20 protein-coding genes and 1 pseudogene are annotated in these 18470 nt (G+C 45.4%); 10 read left to right on the top strand and 11 right to left on the bottom strand.

The window, feature by feature from the left end; genetic code table 11:
- Window positions 1-215: 215 nt before the first annotated feature.
- The 7 genes from LCF57_RS08760 to LCF57_RS08735 form a co-directional block, all read right to left on the bottom strand.
- Entirely contained in the window at window positions 216-1337 is a 1122-nt protein-coding gene (locus LCF57_RS08760) for an endospore germination permease (RefSeq protein ID WP_318840644.1), read from the bottom strand.
- A 17-nt stretch (window positions 1338-1354) separates the two neighbouring features.
- Window positions 1355-2080 carry a GerAB/ArcD/ProY family transporter gene (locus tag LCF57_RS08755; RefSeq protein ID WP_318840643.1) on the bottom strand — a complete coding sequence of 242 codons (726 nt, stop codon included), beginning with the start codon at window positions 2078-2080 and terminating at the stop codon, window positions 1355-1357.
- Window positions 2080-2256, bottom strand: coding sequence for a GerAB/ArcD/ProY family transporter (locus LCF57_RS27850; protein ID WP_318840642.1), 177 nt, complete (start codon window positions 2254-2256; stop codon window positions 2080-2082). Before LCF57_RS27850 ends, LCF57_RS08755 begins: the two co-directional genes overlap by 1 nt.
- Window positions 2257-2271: 15 nt before the next feature.
- Window positions 2272-2523, bottom strand: coding sequence for a hypothetical protein (locus tag LCF57_RS08750; RefSeq protein WP_226000343.1), 252 nt, complete (start codon window positions 2521-2523; stop codon window positions 2272-2274).
- Window positions 2524-2580: 57 nt separating this feature from the next.
- The gene (locus LCF57_RS08745; protein WP_226000342.1) at window positions 2581-3786 is read right to left on the bottom strand and encodes a Ger(x)C family spore germination protein; all 1206 of its coding nucleotides are present in this window, start codon (window positions 3784-3786) and stop codon (window positions 2581-2583) included.
- Between the two features lie 40 nt (window positions 3787-3826).
- Entirely contained in the window at window positions 3827-5422 is a 1596-nt protein-coding gene (locus LCF57_RS08740; protein ID WP_226000341.1) for a spore germination protein, read from the bottom strand.
- Between the two features lie 159 nt (window positions 5423-5581).
- Entirely contained in the window at window positions 5582-5926 is a 345-nt protein-coding gene (locus LCF57_RS08735) for a DUF805 domain-containing protein (RefSeq protein ID WP_152380172.1), read from the bottom strand.
- A 399-nt stretch (window positions 5927-6325) separates the two neighbouring features.
- Between LCF57_RS08735 and LCF57_RS08730 the strand changes: the two genes are divergently transcribed.
- The 3 genes from LCF57_RS08730 (at window position 6326) to LCF57_RS08720 (ending at window position 9705) form a co-directional block, all read left to right on the top strand.
- A complete protein-coding gene (locus LCF57_RS08730; RefSeq protein ID WP_226000340.1) occupies window positions 6326-8761 on the top strand; it encodes a family 43 glycosylhydrolase in 2436 nt (811 codons plus the stop codon).
- Window positions 8762-9157: 396 nt separating this feature from the next.
- Window positions 9158-9358 (top strand): cold-shock protein, encoded by a 201-nt coding sequence (locus tag LCF57_RS08725; protein WP_007428290.1) that lies wholly within the window; start codon window positions 9158-9160, stop codon window positions 9356-9358.
- A 131-nt stretch (window positions 9359-9489) separates the two neighbouring features.
- The gene (locus tag LCF57_RS08720; protein ID WP_007428291.1) at window positions 9490-9705 is read left to right on the top strand and encodes a cold-shock protein; all 216 of its coding nucleotides are present in this window, start codon (window positions 9490-9492) and stop codon (window positions 9703-9705) included.
- A 119-nt stretch (window positions 9706-9824) separates the two neighbouring features.
- On the opposite strand, the gene LCF57_RS08715 is transcribed toward LCF57_RS08720, so the two are convergent.
- Entirely contained in the window at window positions 9825-10649 is an 825-nt protein-coding gene (locus LCF57_RS08715; RefSeq protein WP_226000339.1) for an alpha/beta fold hydrolase, read from the bottom strand.
- Window positions 10650-10836: 187 nt separating this feature from the next.
- Between LCF57_RS08715 and LCF57_RS08710 the strand changes: the two genes are divergently transcribed.
- Window positions 10837-11166 carry a hypothetical protein gene (locus LCF57_RS08710; RefSeq protein WP_226000338.1) on the top strand — a complete coding sequence of 110 codons (330 nt, stop codon included), beginning with the start codon at window positions 10837-10839 and terminating at the stop codon, window positions 11164-11166.
- A gap of 2 nt (window positions 11167-11168) precedes the next feature.
- Here LCF57_RS08710 and LCF57_RS08705 read toward each other — a convergent pair.
- Together LCF57_RS08705 and LCF57_RS08700 are read right to left on the bottom strand one after the other, a co-directional pair.
- Window positions 11169-11555: pseudogene (locus LCF57_RS08705) on the bottom strand (N-acetyltransferase family protein); the annotation flags it as partial.
- Between the two features lie 203 nt (window positions 11556-11758).
- A complete protein-coding gene (locus tag LCF57_RS08700; RefSeq protein ID WP_226000337.1) occupies window positions 11759-12343 on the bottom strand; it encodes a hypothetical protein in 585 nt (194 codons plus the stop codon).
- 212 nt (window positions 12344-12555) lie between these two features.
- Here LCF57_RS08700 and LCF57_RS08695 point away from each other — a divergent pair, with 212 nt between their 5' ends.
- The 6 genes from LCF57_RS08695 (at window position 12556) to LCF57_RS08670 (ending at window position 17318) form a co-directional block, all read left to right on the top strand.
- Window positions 12556-12969 carry a GntR family transcriptional regulator gene (locus tag LCF57_RS08695; RefSeq protein ID WP_226000336.1) on the top strand — a complete coding sequence of 138 codons (414 nt, stop codon included), beginning with the start codon at window positions 12556-12558 and terminating at the stop codon, window positions 12967-12969.
- A complete protein-coding gene (locus LCF57_RS08690) occupies window positions 12966-13679 on the top strand; it encodes an ABC transporter ATP-binding protein (RefSeq protein WP_226000335.1) in 714 nt (237 codons plus the stop codon). Before LCF57_RS08695 ends, LCF57_RS08690 begins: the two co-directional genes overlap by 4 nt.
- A complete protein-coding gene (locus LCF57_RS08685; RefSeq protein WP_226000334.1) occupies window positions 13676-14443 on the top strand; it encodes an ABC-2 transporter permease in 768 nt (255 codons plus the stop codon). The genes LCF57_RS08690 and LCF57_RS08685 overlap by 4 nt, the downstream gene beginning before the upstream one ends.
- Window positions 14444-14482: 39 nt before the next feature.
- Window positions 14483-14968: a CcdC protein domain-containing protein gene (locus tag LCF57_RS08680; protein ID WP_226000333.1), complete on the top strand. Its 486-nt coding sequence runs from the start codon at window positions 14483-14485 to the stop codon at window positions 14966-14968.
- Between the two features lie 359 nt (window positions 14969-15327).
- Window positions 15328-16548 carry a stalk domain-containing protein gene (locus tag LCF57_RS08675; RefSeq protein ID WP_226000332.1) on the top strand — a complete coding sequence of 407 codons (1221 nt, stop codon included), beginning with the start codon at window positions 15328-15330 and terminating at the stop codon, window positions 16546-16548.
- A gap of 92 nt (window positions 16549-16640) precedes the next feature.
- Window positions 16641-17318, top strand: coding sequence for a hypothetical protein (locus LCF57_RS08670; RefSeq protein ID WP_226000331.1), 678 nt, complete (start codon window positions 16641-16643; stop codon window positions 17316-17318).
- A 60-nt stretch (window positions 17319-17378) separates the two neighbouring features.
- Here LCF57_RS08670 and LCF57_RS08665 read toward each other — a convergent pair whose 3' ends face one another.
- Window positions 17379-18383 (bottom strand): LacI family DNA-binding transcriptional regulator, encoded by a 1005-nt coding sequence (locus tag LCF57_RS08665; RefSeq protein ID WP_226000330.1) that lies wholly within the window; start codon window positions 18381-18383, stop codon window positions 17379-17381.
- Window positions 18384-18470: the final 87 nt, after the last annotated feature.

Here is an 18470-nt window from a genome sequence, read left to right as displayed (position 1 = left end):
AAAATTCTGACAGGGTGTGAATGGTATATGGATATCCAACGGGAATCATGTTTATGCCTGTAGACCATCCGGCTTATGTAGTTACCAGATCGTTAAATACATCATACACGCCCAATCTTAGCGCCAGCTTAATACTCGTTTAAAATAAACTAAAAGAGGACGTTATAAACAGCTAACGTCAAAAAAAATTCATAGATGATGTATGCGGGTGCACTTTACCCTTTGGATCCTGTTTTTCCCTTTGACCACATTTTCCGTATTCCATGTATACAGAGCAGTAGCACAGGCAAAAGAAGGCCTATAGATAAGACATAAGGTGTCCATATTTTCGCATCCCAGGATTGCTGGTAAGGAACATTTGGGTATATGATCACTGACATGACGACCAGGATCATCCCGAAAGGGGAAATCAGCGGACGATAGTCTTTCAAATTAAAGATTTGGGTAATGGCTATCATAATGGAGTATATGTACAGAACCAGCCTGAAAAAGAGGGAAATAAACCACAGGGCGGTCATAACTGCTTCAATACGCTGAAGGAAGTTCCCAATATTGATTTTTTTGGCTAATAAATAGCTCGGGTAAATATTTCTTGCCGTCAATCCAGGACCAAAAACCAGAATTGCCAATGTAACGAGCAGAACCAGAGTCAATCCGCCAATCAGGCTTCCTATTAGAAAGGCCTTGCGTGCTTGATCGGGGTGATCTACAAAAGGAAAAATCATTAATAAAACTACATGGGACAGAAATGCAATGCTTATAAAGGATAGGACAGCAGGCCAGATAGGGCCCCATCCCCTCTCCAGCATGGGTTGTGCGTTCTCCAGCTTGACATTAGATACAACCAAAACGACAAAAGCCGTATAAAGCAGGATAAATAAGGGAAACAACAGCTCGGCTGAACGGGCTAGCGTTTCAATCCCAAGACGCACCCCCATCAATACAATGAGCGCAAAAAGGATATTGACCGCTTGAACCGGCGTTTCCGGTATCATTTGAGTCGTCAAAAAACTCCCTGAATCATATAACACCGCAGCAGGCCCACTCAGAAAAAATGTAATGACAAACAGAAGAGCAACGGACTTCCCTAACCACTTGCCGAGCAGAGTTTCCATGATTTCAATCAGGGTCATTTGTGGATACAGGATGGTAATCGTATTGTACAGCCATATCAAAAGCAGCCCTATTCCCACACCGACGAATGACGCTATCCATGCATCCTGTTTGGCTGAGGCAGCCATAACGGAAGGAATGATCAGGATTGCAGTGCCGATTGTAAATAAAATCGTTAAGATCAACAATTGACGTGGAGAAATTTTGACAGAATTGGGCATCATCTTTACCTACCTCACTTTTATTGGTCTGACACTGACTTCTTGGCCCACAGCTTTTTTAGAGCATGTACCCCAAGCAGCAGCAGGGGGAAAAGCAATCCTATAGAAAGTGCATAAGGAATCCATGTCTTTGTATCATAATTTTGCTGATAAGGGACATTGGGATATACGACGATGGACAACACGACTAAAATGAATCCGAGAGGAAGCACCAGCTGCTGACTGCTTTTTAATTGAAAGATTTGGGCTATGGCGGTCACAATGGAGTACATATATATCGTGGTTCTGAAAAAAAGCGAAATAAACCACATGGTAGCCATGATCGCTTCAATACGCTGTAGAAAATGGCCAATACTGATTTTTTTGGCTAACGCGTAGCTTGGATATATGTTTCTTGCTGTTATGTCAGGGCCTAGCACCAATATAGCTAATGCAACGATCACGACCAATATCAATCCGCCAACCAAGCTCCCAATGAGAAAAGCTTTGCGGGCTTGATCAGAACGATTTACAGAGGCCGGGAAAATCATTAGCAAAACGATATGAGGCAGATACGCAGTGCTGATAAAGGTCAGGACAGCAGACCAGATAGGTCCGAATCCCGCCTCCAGCACAGGTTGTATGTTTTCCAGCTTAATATTGGACACTACCAAACCCGTAAAAGAAATGTAAAGCAGGATAAATAACGGAAACATTATCTCCGCAGAACGGGCCAGCACCTCCAATCCCAGACGAACAGCCATCATTATAATAAGCGCAAAAAGGAAAGCCCGGACCCAACCCCGACAAGCGTGGCAATCCATGCATCCTGTTTGGCTACAAGCGCCATGCCTGAAGGGATGATGAGAATTGTACTTCCTATTGTAAATAGAATTGTTAAGACCAACAGCTGACGTGCGGAGATTTTGATCTGTCCAGGCACCGCTTTCACCTCATCTTATTTAATTAATCCAATATGGATTAAGAAATCGCTGAATGGTTTATATATGACTGTGATCCAGTCCAAAGGAGTGGGGACTGTCCAGGCTAATATCTTGACGCTGCTGATCCCGACTCCAAGTAGAAGGAGGATGGAAAACAACCACAGCTCTTTTTTTAACGCCTTTTTCCACATGTAGGGGACCTCTAACAAGCAGATCACAGCAGCAACCAGCAATATTCCCAGCACGCTTACCATATGAGACAGCATTACTCAGCACCTTCTTTTCCGTGATAGTAGTATAGGGGCAGATCCCCGCGCGGGAATCTACTCCTTAACATCATTCAGAAATGAGCTGCCAATTGTACCCAAGCGCCGAAGCTTGAAATCGACCTTGATATTTACGGGCAAATCTGCAAAATGCTCACTGCTCCAATTTCTTTTCAGTGTATTCCACGCCTTTGGGTCAGCACGGTGAATGGCTTCACCGAATCCGAAAATGTCAGCTTTGTACGATTTTTGAGCTTTTCTGACGGCCGATTTCATAACCTCTTCTATCTTTTCTTCCTCTTTCTTCTCAATGTCATAAAACGTGCTCACATTGGTCAGATCCAGATGGGGACACTCGACTTCTCCCACGTTGGCTTCAACCCGCATTTTAATATTGATTTGGGGCTCTCCCCTGTAGAATCTTCCTTTTACAGTGGTTTGGGTCCGAATAATCTCTGAGATAACCTTGCCGCCTTGGGGACAGGCTACAAAACCAACGGAGCTTTTTACTTTACCGGTAATAAAGTTGTAGCCTTTACTTTCAACTTCGTTTAACCAGCCAATTAATTTGTCTTTTTTGAACACAGCCAGTCCTGAATATTCTAGTCGGGTGGGAGGGGCGATCTTTTCGACATTGTCTTTTCTCTCCCCCGCTTCTTTATTGCCAATGATCCGAAGTCCTGTCATGACAGGCTCTGTTCCTTCACTGGTAAGAGCCGCAATCAATTCATCCAAGGTTACGGTCATACTGGGTGACCAGTTTTTTTCAGATATCTCCAAGGAGGAGAACAAGTCATTCGCCGGGATCGGGTCCAAAGGCGTCAAGATTTTCAGTATATCCTCTGCACTTGCGTCCTTTGACAACACTAAGTAGAAGTCGGTGCGGAAATGATGATCTCTTGACAGAAGATCAAGAGCTTTTGCCATTCCGCCCGTGGCCATAGATTCCCCAATCACACATATGCGAAGGTGGGAAAAATAGATTTTTCGAGGACTTATTTTCGTCATTTTTCGAACAGCCTCAAATATGGTCTCGGCTTTGGCTGTATATAACGTGGTAGGAGCCCGGCCATCCCCTCCACTTTTAGCTGACACCTGACCTGGATCTACGACTTGGACGGAAACCTGAAATTGATCGCCCTGCTTATCAATTCCCATACCGACGGCGATGGCAAGCTCATTCAATTCCGTGCGATTCCAACAACCAGTGAGAAGCGAGGTCATTGTAAAAATCAGGAGCAGACAGGCGGCTCTCCGTTTCACGATTCTTGACTCCTTTCCATTTGTGCCACTCCTCTCTATTTCATTCCCGTGATTTTCGGGGCGGGGTACTGTTTCGGCGTTTCACGTTCTTCTGGTTGATTAACCTGGGACGGGAAAGCATCATCCAGTGAGGGAGCCGAAATAAGGTATCCTTGGTGTCTGACGGAACTAGAGGCGCAAAAGGGGTCATATATGGAACGCCAAACGAACGAAGGCTGCACATATGCAAAATAAGGGCAATGCATCCGACGATAATTCCGAACAATCCGAATGAGGCAGCAAGCCCCATCAGAGGAAATCGCAGCATACGAAAGGCAATGGACATATTATAGGCAGGGAGAACGAAGCTGGAAATCGCCGTAATGGCTACGACAATGACCATCGCCGCTGATATAATCCCGGCCTGGACAGCTGCTTGTCCGATGACAAGTGTGCCTACGATAGAGACAGCCGCTCCGATATACTTGGGCATGCGGACGCCGGCTTCCCGCAATATTTCAAAGGTCAGTTCCATCATGAGCGCTTCAATAAAGGCAGGGAACGGAACGGCTTCCCGTTGTGCAGCTAGCCCGATCAGCAATGGAGTTGGCAGCATTTCCTGATGAAACGTAGTGATAGCCACATATAAGGATGGGCCCAGCAGGGAAATAAAGACTCCAATGTAGCGAAGAAACCTTATGAAGGTGCTGATGTCCGCACGTTGATAATAGTCCTCAGCGGCATGCAGGAAGGAAACAAACAGTGCAGGTACGATAAGCACATAGGGGGTTCCATCCACCAGAATGGCAATTTTCCCTTCCAAAAGCTCGGCGGCGATGACGTCCGGGCGTTCGGAGTTGTACACGGTCGGAAAAGGGGTGAAGGTTTCATCCTGAATCAACTCCTCGATATACCCACTTTCGAGAATGCCGTCAACATCAATACGATTCAGGCGCTCGTGCACCTCTGTGACCAGCTTATCGTTCGCGATCCCCTTGATGTACATGACTGCCACATCGGTCTTGGTTACGCGGCCGATTTGTTTGGTTTCCAGCCACAAGTTCGGGTCTTTTATTTTTCGCCGGACCAAGGCCGTATTTGTGCGGAGTGTCTCTGAAAATCCCTCCCGCGGCCCGCGAACGACGTTTTCAGAAGCAGGCTCTGTAACCCCTCGATCCTTCCATCCCCGCGCGCTGGCTACGATTCCCTGTGTCTGACCATCAATTAAAATGACTGCATCTCCGGATAATAGCGCGTTATATAGGTTTTCAAAATCGGTGATATCATGGATATCTCCGATGGTCAGTGCGTAATCCTTTAAAATCTGCAGCACATTGGAGGACAGTTGAATTCTGTCGTTCACGTCCTCAGGCAGGCTGCTATCCAGCATTATCGACTCCATGATGAAATCGGAGACTATATTTTTATCCGCCAAACCGTCGGTATAGAGCATCGCGATAATTTGGTCTCCGTCCTTGCCAATGCGGACTTCTCTGATGATGATATCGGTACTGTTACCCACGGTTTGTCTGATCTGCTGAAGGTTTTGTCCAAGATTTGCACTGATTGGTTCCCTTGAATGTGCAGGCTGATTTTCTGCGTTCTGAACAGGCAATTTATTTAACTTTTTATGGGTGCTTCTTTTCCGAAAACGCATGAACGTTCTCCCTCTCCTTGAGGATACTTTTTAATTCAGTATGGACGTAGGAGGCTCCTGATAAACTTATTGCTGGAATTTTGAGGGGGAGGAAGGGAAGGAGGGAGTATGAAAAAACCTCCTTCACAGGAGTGAAAGAGGTTTACGCATCTACAACCATTACAATTTAGGATTTTTCCCATGTTGGTTGTCGTTAGGCTGACTGTCTTGGCAAGTGAATACAATCAGGATAATCGTACCCACAACCGGAATTAAGGCAATTAAAATCCACCATCCGCTTCTACCTGTGTCGTGCAGTCTACGGGCCGTAACGGCCAGAGATGGCAACAGGACAGCCAAAGAATAAATGTAAGTCAATATCGGTGTTAGGCCAAAGAGACCGTCGATTAAACCGATTATAAAACTTGCGATTACGTTGAACAGAACAAACATCCAGTATTCTGTACGTCTTGCTCTACCTTGGAATCCCACATAGTTTTGTAATCCTTTTAAATACCATTGCATATATTTTCACCTCCTCAAAAATTTAAAGATTTTCTATAAAGATTTTCAAAATTGTTCTTTTAGATATATCGACAGGAAAGATATAGAATTTTACTTGTAAAATTATAACTTTAAAGTTTACATATCGCAATACATTTATTAACATTAATAATTAAATAAATAATTTATAAAAATATAAAATTGCATATTGAATTTCCTATATCCATTGCATAATATAAAGGTACGGTTAACCACCAGGTTTGAAGGGGCCTTCTTAACAGAAGAGATTTATTTTTTTGATTAATTTGAAAGCGCTTTTATTAATATTGGAGGTGATTATCAACAATGAATTAAAAGACCGTTTTACTTCATAGCGCCTTAGTTTATCAGGTATGTTCAAAAACGAGAGGAGATTAGTTAATGAAGAAATTATTTTTTCGCAAGGTAACAGCCGCTTCTCTGGTGGGTGCGCTGCTGTTGCCTGCCTCTTTTGCAGGCGCCGAACAAACGCTCAATCCGGATGCAGATGGACTTCAAGCTGCGGGGCAGATTACTCTTCAAGATCAAAGCCAGGAGAACATTACAATTCAAAGCAAAAGGACTGTTTCTTTTAAGGAAACCTCCGTACATGATCCATCCATTCTGAAAGTGAAAGATACATTTTATATCTTTGGTTCCCATCTTGCGGCTGCCAAGTCCAAGGACCTCATGAATTGGAATACGGTCGCCACAGGAGTAGCGAATGGTAATGCATTGATTCCTAACGTCAAAGAGGAATTAAAAGAAGCGCTGGATTGGGCGCAGACTGACACACTGTGGGCAGCGGATGTTATTCAACTGGCCGATGGAAAGTTTTACATGTACTATAACGCCTGCAAAGGCGACTCCCCGCGTTCAGCAATGGGTATAGCCGTTGCCGATAAAATTGAAGGGCCTTATAAAAATAAAGGCATTTTCCTGAAATCCGGCATGTGGGGCCAACCGGGTGAGGATGGAACGATCTATGACGCAACCAAGCACCCAAATGTTGTGGACCCGGACACTTTTTACGATAAGAACGGCAAGCTGTGGATGGTTTACGGCTCGTACTCAGGAGGAATTTTCATTCTGGAAATGGACGAGCAAACAGGGAAGCCGCTGCCTGGACAAGGATACGGTAAGAAGCTGACAGGCGGTAACCATGCCCGTATGGAAGGGCCGTACATACAGTACAGTCCACAAACGGATTATTATTACTTGTTCCTGTCTTATGGCGGCTTATCGGCAGATGGCGGATACAATCTTCGTGTCGCTCGATCCAAAACACCGGACGGTCCTTTTTACGATGCTGAAGGGAACGATATGATCAAGGTGAAGGCGAACCCTGACAAACCTCTTTTTGATGACGCTTCCATTGAGCCGTACGGTGTCAAGCTGATAGGCAACTATCTGATTCCAAGAGAAATTGGTGATCCGGGTACTGGACTGGGTACAGGCTATGTTTCACCCGGACATAACTCGGCTTATTATGATCCCAAGACGAAAAAGCATTTTCTGATTTTCCACTCCCGTTTCCCGGGCAGGGGCGAGCAGTTTGAGGTGCGGGTGCATGAAATGTTTATGAACGCTGACGGTTGGCCTGTAGTTGCTCCTTACCGTTATTCGGGTGATGAAGACTCACTGAAAAAGTTGTTGGAAAAGGATGTCCTCGGTCAATACTCGTATGTAAATCACGGGAAAGAAATTTCGGCCAATATTAAGCAAGCTGTGACCGTTAGCTTGGACAGTGGTGGCAAGCTGTCTGGAGGAGCGACTGGTACATGGAAGCTTGGCACAGGTAACCAACTGGAGATTACAGCGGATGGTACGAAGTATAAGGGTGTGTTCCTGCGACATGTTGATCCAGACACGGGCCAAAAGACGCTTGCTTTCACTGCACTTTCCTCCAAGGGAGTTGCAGTGTGGGGTACGCTAAAGTCTGAACTGAAGGCCAGCAAGATCGTGGCTGCTGTGCAAAAGGATCTGAGTCTGGGCGATTTAAGCAATGTTTTATATAATCTGACGCTGCCTACTCAAGCTGCGCAAGCTACCACTATTTCATGGGAATCCTCAAGTCCAGAGAACATTTCCGTGACAGGTGAAGTGTACCGTCCAGCGGCGGGCTCTCAGCCTGCAACGGTCACATTGACGGCGACCATCAAAAAAGACAAAGCAATAGCCAAGAAAAGCTTTATAGCCACTGTACCTGAGCAGGCTCAAGGTCCACAGCTGGCACGCTATTCATGGACTGAAGATCAAGGGACAACAGTCATAGACAGCACATATAACCATTTCGACGGCAATACCTATGGTGGTGCCGCATGGGACAAGGATGGAAAACTTGGCGGCGCCCTTGTGCTGAACGGGAAGGATGGCTACGTGCAGCTACCGGCCACGGTCACAGATGCAGACGATTTTATCTTTTCCGCTTGGGTGAACTGGAAGGGCGGTGGAGCCTGGCAACGGATTTTTGACTTTGGAAATGGTCAGGCCCGCCATATGTTTCTGACTCCTTCCCAAGGAAGCGGTGTGCTCCAGTTTACGATTCATGAGGGGACGGATCAAAGCTTGCTTGCCAGATCAGCATTGCCTTTAAACCAGTGGACGCATGTAGCCGTTACACTGGAGGGAAATACCGGGAAGCTGTATGTGAACGGTGAAGAAGTGGCCATTAATGACAGTATTACCTTTAATCCAAAAGAGCTGCTGACAAGCGAGGCTTATCTCGGCAAAAGCCGCTTTGCCGCCGATGCTTACTTTACCGGCAGCCTGGATGAGGTTCAAATATATAGCAAAGCGCTGACAGCGGAGGAAATTAAAGCATTAGCGGAGCTGTGATTCCAATGAAGTAATATGAGCAGAATAAAGGCAGGAGACGGGCATTTTTTAAAAAAAGTTCGTCTTCTGCGAAATGTTTTGTGTATTTATTTTTCGTTCACTGGTATAATTAAAGACAACAGTGGATATAATGTTTTAGGTAGGCGTTGATGACTGATTTCGTCAACTGAAAAAATAGCTTAAAGTTAATAAAGGACAAGGGCACTCTGCATAATTTAATTTCACCAGTGCTTGCGTTTTCAATACACTTATGGTAATATGAGTATATTGAAATTGTGACCTGAGATTCACATATTGTAGAGGGTTATTGTTTTAGGTTGAAATAACCTTGTACAATATGTGAATTTTTATTTGTAAAAAATAAAGGTCATATAAATATATTTTGGAGGTAATACCATGCAAACAGGTACAGTTAAATGGTTTAACGCAGAAAAAGGTTTCGGTTTCATCGAAGTTGAAGGTGGAAGTGATGTATTCGTACACTTCTCCGCAATCCAAGGCGAAGGTTTCAAATCTTTGGACGAAGGCCAACGCGTAGAATTCAACGTAGTTGAAGGAAACCGTGGACCACAAGCTGAGAACGTTGTAAAACTGTAATTTAAAATTACAGCCTACTTCAGATGCCCCGAACATAGCGTTTGGGGCATTTGTTTTTATCTGTTTACAAGGCCGTTTTTGAACTGATTACATCTTTTCGCTTTATAAATCATGAAGAAAGAGGGATGTTTATGTACAATTCACGGAAAAAGCCAATGGATGAGATTCCTGAGGAAATTACAGCTGTCTGGAATTGCGCCAGCGATACGTGCAACGGATGGATGCGGGATAACTTCGCTTTTTCTGTCGAGCCGACATGCCCCATTTGCGGTTCTGCCATGGTGAAGGGCGAGAAAAAGCTGGCTGTATTAAATAATACGAGCTTTAATCATACGAAACAATCCTAAGCGGATGTATGTTTATAGTAAAAGATGCCCCATAGCCACTAACGGCGCTGAGGCGTCTTTTTTGCTTTATGGAGAATACTCCGTCTGGTGTTGCCTTTACATATGAATGATCAGGTTTTTTAATTATGACCTGGAGAAGTTGGAGATAGTATGTTCAGCAAGGCGGAATTAAATTCAGGTCGTCCTTCGTAAAATACGCCGTGCCCGCTTCGTTCGAAAGGGATTAGCTTTGATCCAGGAATCCCCTTTTGAGTTTGTATTGCCAGAGGGAAAGGGCAGACCCGATCCAGCTTACCATGTAAAATCCATGTAGGTACGTGTATACACGGTAAATCGGGGCGTAAATCGGAATCACGCAGTGAATATAAAGTGCAGGCCATGCTATGAACAGAGGCAGCAAAGCCCTGATCACGTACCCAGTCTCGAAAGCTTTGGCTTACGGGGTTGGCAAACAACAGTTCGCCAAATGAGGTTACCAGTTGCGGACGGTCTGTATAAGCTTGTTTGATGAGTTTATCTACCTCTGCGACAGGAGTGCCATAAGGAAAGTCGCTGGTTGGGGTGAACCGTGGCGTGGCTGCTCCGATCAAAATCAGCTGATCAACACCCCATCCCCGGTGCCTACTCATGTAGCGTGTGACGACAGCTCCTCCCATGGAAAAACCAATCAGCCGAACCTGCCTCAGCTGAAGTGCCTGCATTACGGCCAGCAGATCATCAGCCAGCCGGTCATAGTCGTAGCCGTGCCATGGTCGATCCGATTTGCCGAACCCTCTAAGATCTACCTGAATACAGCGGTATCCATAGGCAGGCAAAAGGGCAGCTTGATATTCGTACATTCGATGATCCAGCGGCCAGCCGTGTACCATCAGCACAGGGACGCCCTCTCCTATATCCTCAACGTATAGCTTGACGCCACGCTCCACCTCGATATAATATCCCAAATCTGTTCACCCCTTTAGAAATCACGAAATTTCGTTCTCTCTCACATATATGTAGTTAGGGCTCAGCCCATTCGAAAAAGGGATAAGACAGTCGCTAGATGAACATATAATTGTTAAAAAATGTATGTCATCCTGCATAGGGATAAGATATAATGATGGGATGAGACAGCAACGGGAGAGTGGAACAATGACACCATCAAAAACTTTAAAATGGATTACAGGCGGGTTGGAGCTGTTTCTGGCCATTCCCGTTTTAGGCGGGCTGATCGTCGTAAATTCTGCTTATACCGTATTGTTCTTTATGTTGATTTTCCATATCGTTACATTAGTGCTTTCGGTGACTAACAGGGAGTCCTTTTATGGATCGATCTTGGGAATTGTGACCTCGGTTGTTGGATGGATTCCGATTGTGGGCTGGCTGATGCATTTGCTTTCAGGCATCTTTTTGATGATTACCGCAGCTCAGCCACCGCGTGATCAGCATCATCGTAATTATTATGATAATTATCGCTACTAGGTTCAATATGGTGATCCAAAGATAAAAGATCCTGAAGAGCAGGATCTTTTATCTTTGGGAAATCTCCCCATAATAACGGTGTTGTAATACTTACCATCCAAAAGAAATTTATCGTTTTTTAATATACCCTCGATTTCAAATCCATGCTTTTTATAAAGTTCAATGGCTTTATCATTCGCTTCCAAAACCTGTAGAGTCATTTTCTTGATGTCATTGGAGTCAGCCCAGGAGATAGACCTTCTTAAAAGATTTGTCCCCATTCCATAACCCCAATAATCCTTTAGTACGCACACGCCAAATTCTACTTTATGAGCGAATCTGCTGAGAACATAGCCTTCACATCTTGAAAAACCAACAATTTTATCACGAACTACTGCGACTAAAAATACTGGTTTATTTTCATAGCGGACTCCTTTTTGTTTAGTCTACCACATATTGCCTGGTGTACACGAACCACAAGCCTGCCCCTTGCTGCTGTATGGCGGCAAAGGACAGGCTCATAATTTTTTCGATCCGTACAGGGAAGCCGGATGGAAATTTATTTACATGGAGTGGCAATGCTTGAGTAACAAATGGTTCTTATAAATGTGAATTATTGAGCTAAACCTTTTTGGAAAACTGGAGCTTTGTTAGCTTCAGCTTTAACAGGAGTTTTAGCTACATCAGCTTTAGCAGGAGCTTTGGCTGCATCTGGTTTACCTGCTTCCACTGGTGGCTTGGACGGTTTAACGCCGTTCACCATATCTGTAATCATCTGCTTCAGATTAGAGACGCGCTGATTATATTCGGTGGCTGAAATCTTGCCGTTTTGTTTTTCCGTAGACAGCTTTGCTTTCATATCAGAGACCACTACATCAATAACGGAATTCACGCTCACGCCTTGTGCTTTAGCAATTGCAGCGAGTGTCTTGCCTGATTTCAACTGTGTATTCAACTCGCTGGAGGACAATTTCAATACTTTCAGAAGAGCTTTGTTCTCAGCAAAATTTCCTCCTACGATGGCAGGGCCGTTAGCGTCGCCAGGGTTACCTTTAGGTGCTTGAGTTTTGTCTACAATTGGAGCCTTCTCAGGTGTAGTTGAAGCAGCATAGGCTGCACCAGTGGAGTACATTGCTCCGCCTCCTAAAAATGCCAATGCCATCGTTCCTGCCACAATCGCTTTCTTGCTGATCTTCATCTTCATTTTCCACCTTTCGGTTATGGTTTGTTTGGTACGGAATCATCATAAGGTATCAACTTGAATGCTGTCTGAGCGCAAGCTGAGGATTTACTGAATGAAAATTGGACGGCATGACTGAAATTTCAACTAAAATAAACTTGTATTACGTGTATTAAGTGATATAATACACTACAGGCACGATAGATGCAGCCGATTAGGGGGAAACACCCATGGAAGAACAACGGGTTGGCTCGTTCCGTTTTTTAATTGACTTTAGCCAACCATTATATGAACAAGTATTGAATCAGGTACGAAGCTCCATCGCCAAAGGGGAGATTGAAATGGGAAGTAAAATGCCGTCTGTTCGTGACCTGGCACAGGAATTGCGCATGAATCCGAATACTGTGATGCGGGCATATCAGGAGCTGGAGCGGGACGGACTGACAGAGAAGCGACGCGGACTGGGCACCTATGTCACGTCGTCCAGTGAGCGGATTAACAGCTTTCGAGAGCAGCTGGCTAGGACATATATCGATCAATTTCTCGGACAAATGAGCAGTCTGGGACTGTCCTGGGAGGATGTACAGCAGTATATAAGTAGCAAGCAGAGCGGAAATGATGAGAAAGGAGGCGAAAGGGCATGACGGAATCTATTGTGGTTGCGAGTCATCTGACAAAGCGATATGAAAATAAAAAAGCACTGGACCACTTGGATGTGGTCATTCCGGCAGGACGCATTGTAGGAGTGCTTGGACCCAATGGTTGCGGGAAATCAAGCTTGTTTCGTGCGATCACTGGATTGATTCGACCGGACGGGGGCGAGCTTCACGTGTTAGGGCAAAAGCCCGGCTGGGAAACCAACCGTGGCATTTCCTATCTTCCTGACCGGGCCCGTTGGTATCCCAATCATACGGTTCAGCAGACGCTGGAGTGGGGAGTGTCCTTTTTGCCTGGCTTCAATATAAAGGATGCGCATAAGCTTGCTGCTCATATGGATGTCGAGCTGGAGCTAAAAATGACTGGGCTGAGTCGCGGACAGGAGGCACGTGTGCTGCTGATTTTGTGTCTGGCGCGTGAGGTTCCGCTCATGATCCTGGATGAACCGTTTGCGGGTATTGACGTCCTTTCCAGAGAGGCGATTGTAGCCGGAATTATTGATTATTTGGAGGATCGGCAGCAGTCGATACTCATTAGCACGCATGATATTCAGGAAGTGGAAGGCTTATTTGATTACACGGTCATGATGGACCGCGGACGGGTAATATGGTCCGGTGATTCGGATGATCTGCGTGCAGAGCATGGCTCGCTGAATCAGGTGTTCCGCAATTTGTACAAAAAGGAGTGGAAGGCGTGAATTCATCCGGGCTGTTCAAAGATTTGGTATGCCATGAATTTCGAAATAAAGGAAGCTGGAGAAAGCAGAGCGGCAATCGCCTGCCCAGATCGTGGAGACTTGTGTATTTCTCACTATTTTTACTTGCGGCTTTCGCTATTTCCTTATACTTCGCGCTTCACAACCAACTCGAATTGACAAGGCTGTGGTATGTCACCCTGGGCTTGCCATACATGATCATTTTCATGGGTGTGGGAAGTCTGAGAAGAGAATGGGAAAATGACACCTACGGGTGGTGGCTGACCCTTCCCTATCCGCGCATGTGGCTGATTAGCGCCAAATGGATTGCTGCTATTTTACAAACCATTGTCGTGATACTGTTCCTGTTTGTGGCCGGTTCTCTGTACGCGCTGTTTATCTCATCAACTATACAGCCTTATACGTTTGCGGATGCAGCATCCTTTATCATAGCCGGATTGAACTGGTTTGTGATGATTATCGCTTTCACACCGTTTGTCATTGCGCTGGGTCTACTGACGGCCAGTACCAAATACAGTACTTTGCGGCCGATTAACCCGATACTGTGGATTCTTTTGATGGGTGGAGGGAGTGTCTTTTATTGGTCAGGCGATCAGCGGATTTATGAGCAGTTTGACCATGTTCAGAACGGACAGTGGTTTCCTTTTACCTGGCATTTCCCGGTTGCGGCGTTGATCAGCTGGATTGCTGCATATGTATTAATCCGCCTGAACGCTTATTTGTTGGAGAAAAAACTGTCGATTTAGCATAGACAAATTACTATATAATTAGAAAGGAATTTCACCATGACGACGATATTCATATATGTATTGATGGCTGTTTTGGTGGGGCTGATGATCTGGCTCAGAACCAAAAGAAGAGGGGGACCGGTAAAAGGAAACGGAATCCGGATCCTGCTTCCCTTGTTTATCGCATTTCCGGTTATGATGATATCCGTATATCAATTAATGCATATTCCCGGCCAGACGCATACGCTTCCCGCCTTTTGGGAGCTGCTGGTCGCCGGTCTGTTAGGGGCTCTGTTTGGTTATGTCATTTTGCTGCATACGGCGTATGAAAGACGGGATGACGGTCTTATTTATCCCAAGCCGAATCAATATTTTAAATACATTATTATCGCCATTATTTTGATTCGCGTCGTTTTGACCCAGTATCTCAGCAGTTTGGGTACGAGCGAAATTAGCATGCTGGCGATTACGATGGCGCTGGTATATATCTCAATCTGGCGAATTGGGAGCTTCATCAAGTTTCGGAGAACGTTATCGATATAACGCAATAACTATATAACGATATAGCTATGTAAAGAAGCGGGTCTCCTGTTTACAAGCATACATTTGCTTGGCGATCGGACCCGCTTCGCGCAGCTTCATCATAAATTCATTTGTCAGCAAGTTATCATACATTGTTATTGTTCCCCATATCCTTTATTCTAAGGTTGTGGCTTGCTGTTTAACGACCGCACGTATAAAAGTTTGAAAGGAGGGATATTAAGGTTTCAAAAGATTTAAACGGGGTTTAAAGATAAGGTAGGCGGGGAAGGGTTACTTTTTGTGACTAGCTGTAACTATAATAGTTACATAAAATTACTTTTTCTACATTTTATTTTACAAGATGAGAGGGGCTTACATTCATGAAAAAACATACGGTTACTGCCGCGCTCGCTGGGCTGCTCGTGCTATCTTCTGCTGTACCTGCCTTGGCAGCCGAGGTGAAACCCGCTACAGGTATCCAGGTTTGGGTAGATGGCAAAAAAGAGGTTTATAAAATTGCGCCTATCGTGAGAAATAAGCAGGTTTTAATTCCCTTGAGACAATTGGCTTCCAGTTTAGGCATTCCGCTGGATGCCAAGCATATTACGTTCAATACGGCGCGTCAAAGTACGACCATTCGTTATGACCAGGCGACGGTTGTGCTGGTATCAGGCAGCCCGGAAGCGCAAATCAACGGGATTAAGGTACCGCTATCCACCTCGACCATCTTGACTAAACAAGGGGTAACTTATGTTCCGGTGGATGTCGTCAAAGAAGCGTGGGGCAAGCAAGTGACTTGGGACCCGGCCAGCCAAACGGTGCAAATCGGGGTCAGCAATAAGGATAAGGTCGTAGAAATCCTGAAAAGCTTTGAAACCGGAGATACGAAAGCGGCCGAGACCTGGATCAGCAAGGATCAGTACATTCAACACAATCTGAGCGTTCCCAACGGGAGAGATGGCTTGCTGCAATTGATTAGCCAACTTAAGGGAGCTAATGCACAGGTTGAAATCCAAAGAGTCCTTCAGGATGGCAACTATGTAGCGGTTCATTATAAAGAGTCCATCGCAGGTAAATCAAGCATTGTCTTTGATATTTTCCGTTTCGATAGCAATGGCAAAATCGTTGAGCATTGGGACAATATTCAGGACTCCGCCCTAGCTAATCCAAGCGGACATACCATGATTGACGGAACAACACAAATTACAGATCGCAATCAAACCGAGACAAACAAAACGTTAATCCGCAAATTTGTGGATGATGTGCTGGTTGGCAAGAATCGTGCTGCATTGGAAAGCTATTATAATGGTGATCAATACATTCAACATAATCCTCTTTTTGGTGACGGTGTATCCAATCTGAAGCAAGCATTCTCCGCAGCGGGAAGTCAGGGAGCTTCCTTTGGATATGATCAGGTCCATATGGTCATTGGAGAAGGCAACTTCGTGCTGGTTGTGAGTGAAATCAAATCGCCAAACGGAAGCTCGGCTGGTGTCTATGATCTGTTCCGTGTAGAGAACGGCAAAGTCGCAGAGCATTGGGATGTAGTTCAGGATGTTCCAGCTAAAGCAGAGTGGAAAAATACGAACGGAAAGTTTTAAACATACGCTTGTAGCATGGCAAGGTTGAGACGCTTTCCCAACCAGCCTGTCCCTGTTAAAATGATGCAAACATGATAACAGGGGGTTGGACGATGGAAGGCTTTAAGCAACGTGTAGGCTGCTTGCACGCGCATTACTCGAACATAGCTTATGTGGAACAGGCTTTTGCTTCTTATGAAGTAGAATTGGAGCATTTTGTGGACCCTGGACTCATGAACCGGGTGTCATCGGATCCACATTTTTCTACGGCCGATGCCAGTCGCAAGGCAGAAGAGCAGCTGGAATGGATAGCTCAAAGCGGTGTAGACGTTATTTTGATTACGTGCACGAATTATATCGTTTTGGCGGAACAGGCTCAACTGACCCTACCTACACCGATCATCGCGCTGGATGATCCTTTTTTTCACGAGATATGCGATGATCCGCTGCCACGGACCCTAGTATTCACGAATCCGGCTACCGTAAAGGGAACGATGAAGCGTCTTTATCATAAGGCTGATCTGTTAGGCAAGCCGGATATTTCCTCATTGATAGAGATCAAAGTAGTGGAGCACGCTTTTGAGCTGATCATGCAAGGACGCAAAGACGAGTATACGGAATTGCTGGTTCGTTCACTGCGTGAGCTGAAGGAGGTCGATCCAGGCGGAAGGCTGGCTGTGGCGCAGTTATCTATGGTTGATGCTGCATTGCGGGTAGAGCTGGAGACGGGGCAAACGATAGACAATCCTTTACGGTCGTTGAAGAATTTGATTGAGGAATTGTTAGGTTAAATGAGAGCATAACCCAAAGAACTTCCCACCCGCATTCTGGGGCTGTGGAAGTTCTTTTCATTACATATTCTGCTGATCTTGGGGGATACATACTGCACCTGCGGATTCTCTTTGGACAAGCGTAACATACAAACGTTCATGGTCCACGTCTTCCCCTGCAATGATTTTGAGAACCTGCTCGGCAGCCACAGCGCCCCATTTGCGCTTGGAGTAATCAATAGTAGTCAGGCGGGGCTGAATATATTGTGTCAGCTCGATATTATCAAAGCCGACGATATGAATATCCTTGCCGATCGTTAGCTCTGACTGAGCCATTCGATTGTAAAAACCTACGGCCATTTCATCATTGAGGCAAAAGACGGCTACAGGTCCCGAATCCGGACTGACATGCTGCTGCAAAATCATCTCAGCCGCCTGCTCGCCGCCCGATTTCTCAAAATCGCCACGAATTTCGACCATTTCGGCGATGCCGCTCCGTTCAATGGTTTGCTTGACCGCCTGCATCCGTTGCCATGAATCGTAAGAACCGTCTGGTCCAGTGACAACATACAGCTTGCGGTGTCCCAATTCTAATAGATGCTCTACAGCGAGTGCGGCACCTGCTTTGTTATCCAGCAGCACCTGATTAATGTTAGGGTGACTCAGCTCACGGTCTAGTACGACAATTTTATGTCCCCGCTCTGCGTAGCTCAGCAGTTCCTCACTATCAAACGTCTGATCCAGCACGATGGCACCGTCGATCATGCGCTCCGGCAGCATGCGGTGTGACTGCTTGCCGCTGCATACGATGAGGTCATATTCTTTACGGTTCAAAATTTCCTTGATGCCATACAGTAAATCTCCATAAACGTCTCCACGAAAATCAGTCAGGAAAACGCCAATAATTTTGGTTTGCCTTTTCTTGAGATTACGTGCGGCGGCATTTGGCACATAGTTAAGCTCTTTGGCAATCGCCAGAATACGTGCGCAAGTCTCTTCCGTTACCTTATCGCTGCCATTCAAAGCATATGAAACGGTGGATATGGAAACGCCCGCCTGTTTGGCTATGTCTTTAATGCTGACCACATCGTCACCTCCTTTTCGTCCGTCTCTATTTTTTCGTTATTAACCACAAATCTATTTGAAATATCGTAGCCCCGCAGGTAAGCAGCA

The organism is Paenibacillus sp. BJ-4, assembly GCF_020404765.1.
In the GTDB taxonomy this organism is placed as follows: Bacteria; Bacillota; Bacilli; order Paenibacillales; family Paenibacillaceae; genus Paenibacillus.
Note: the sequence above shows the minus strand (reverse complement) of the source record. Positions and strands in the feature narration are given on the sequence as shown.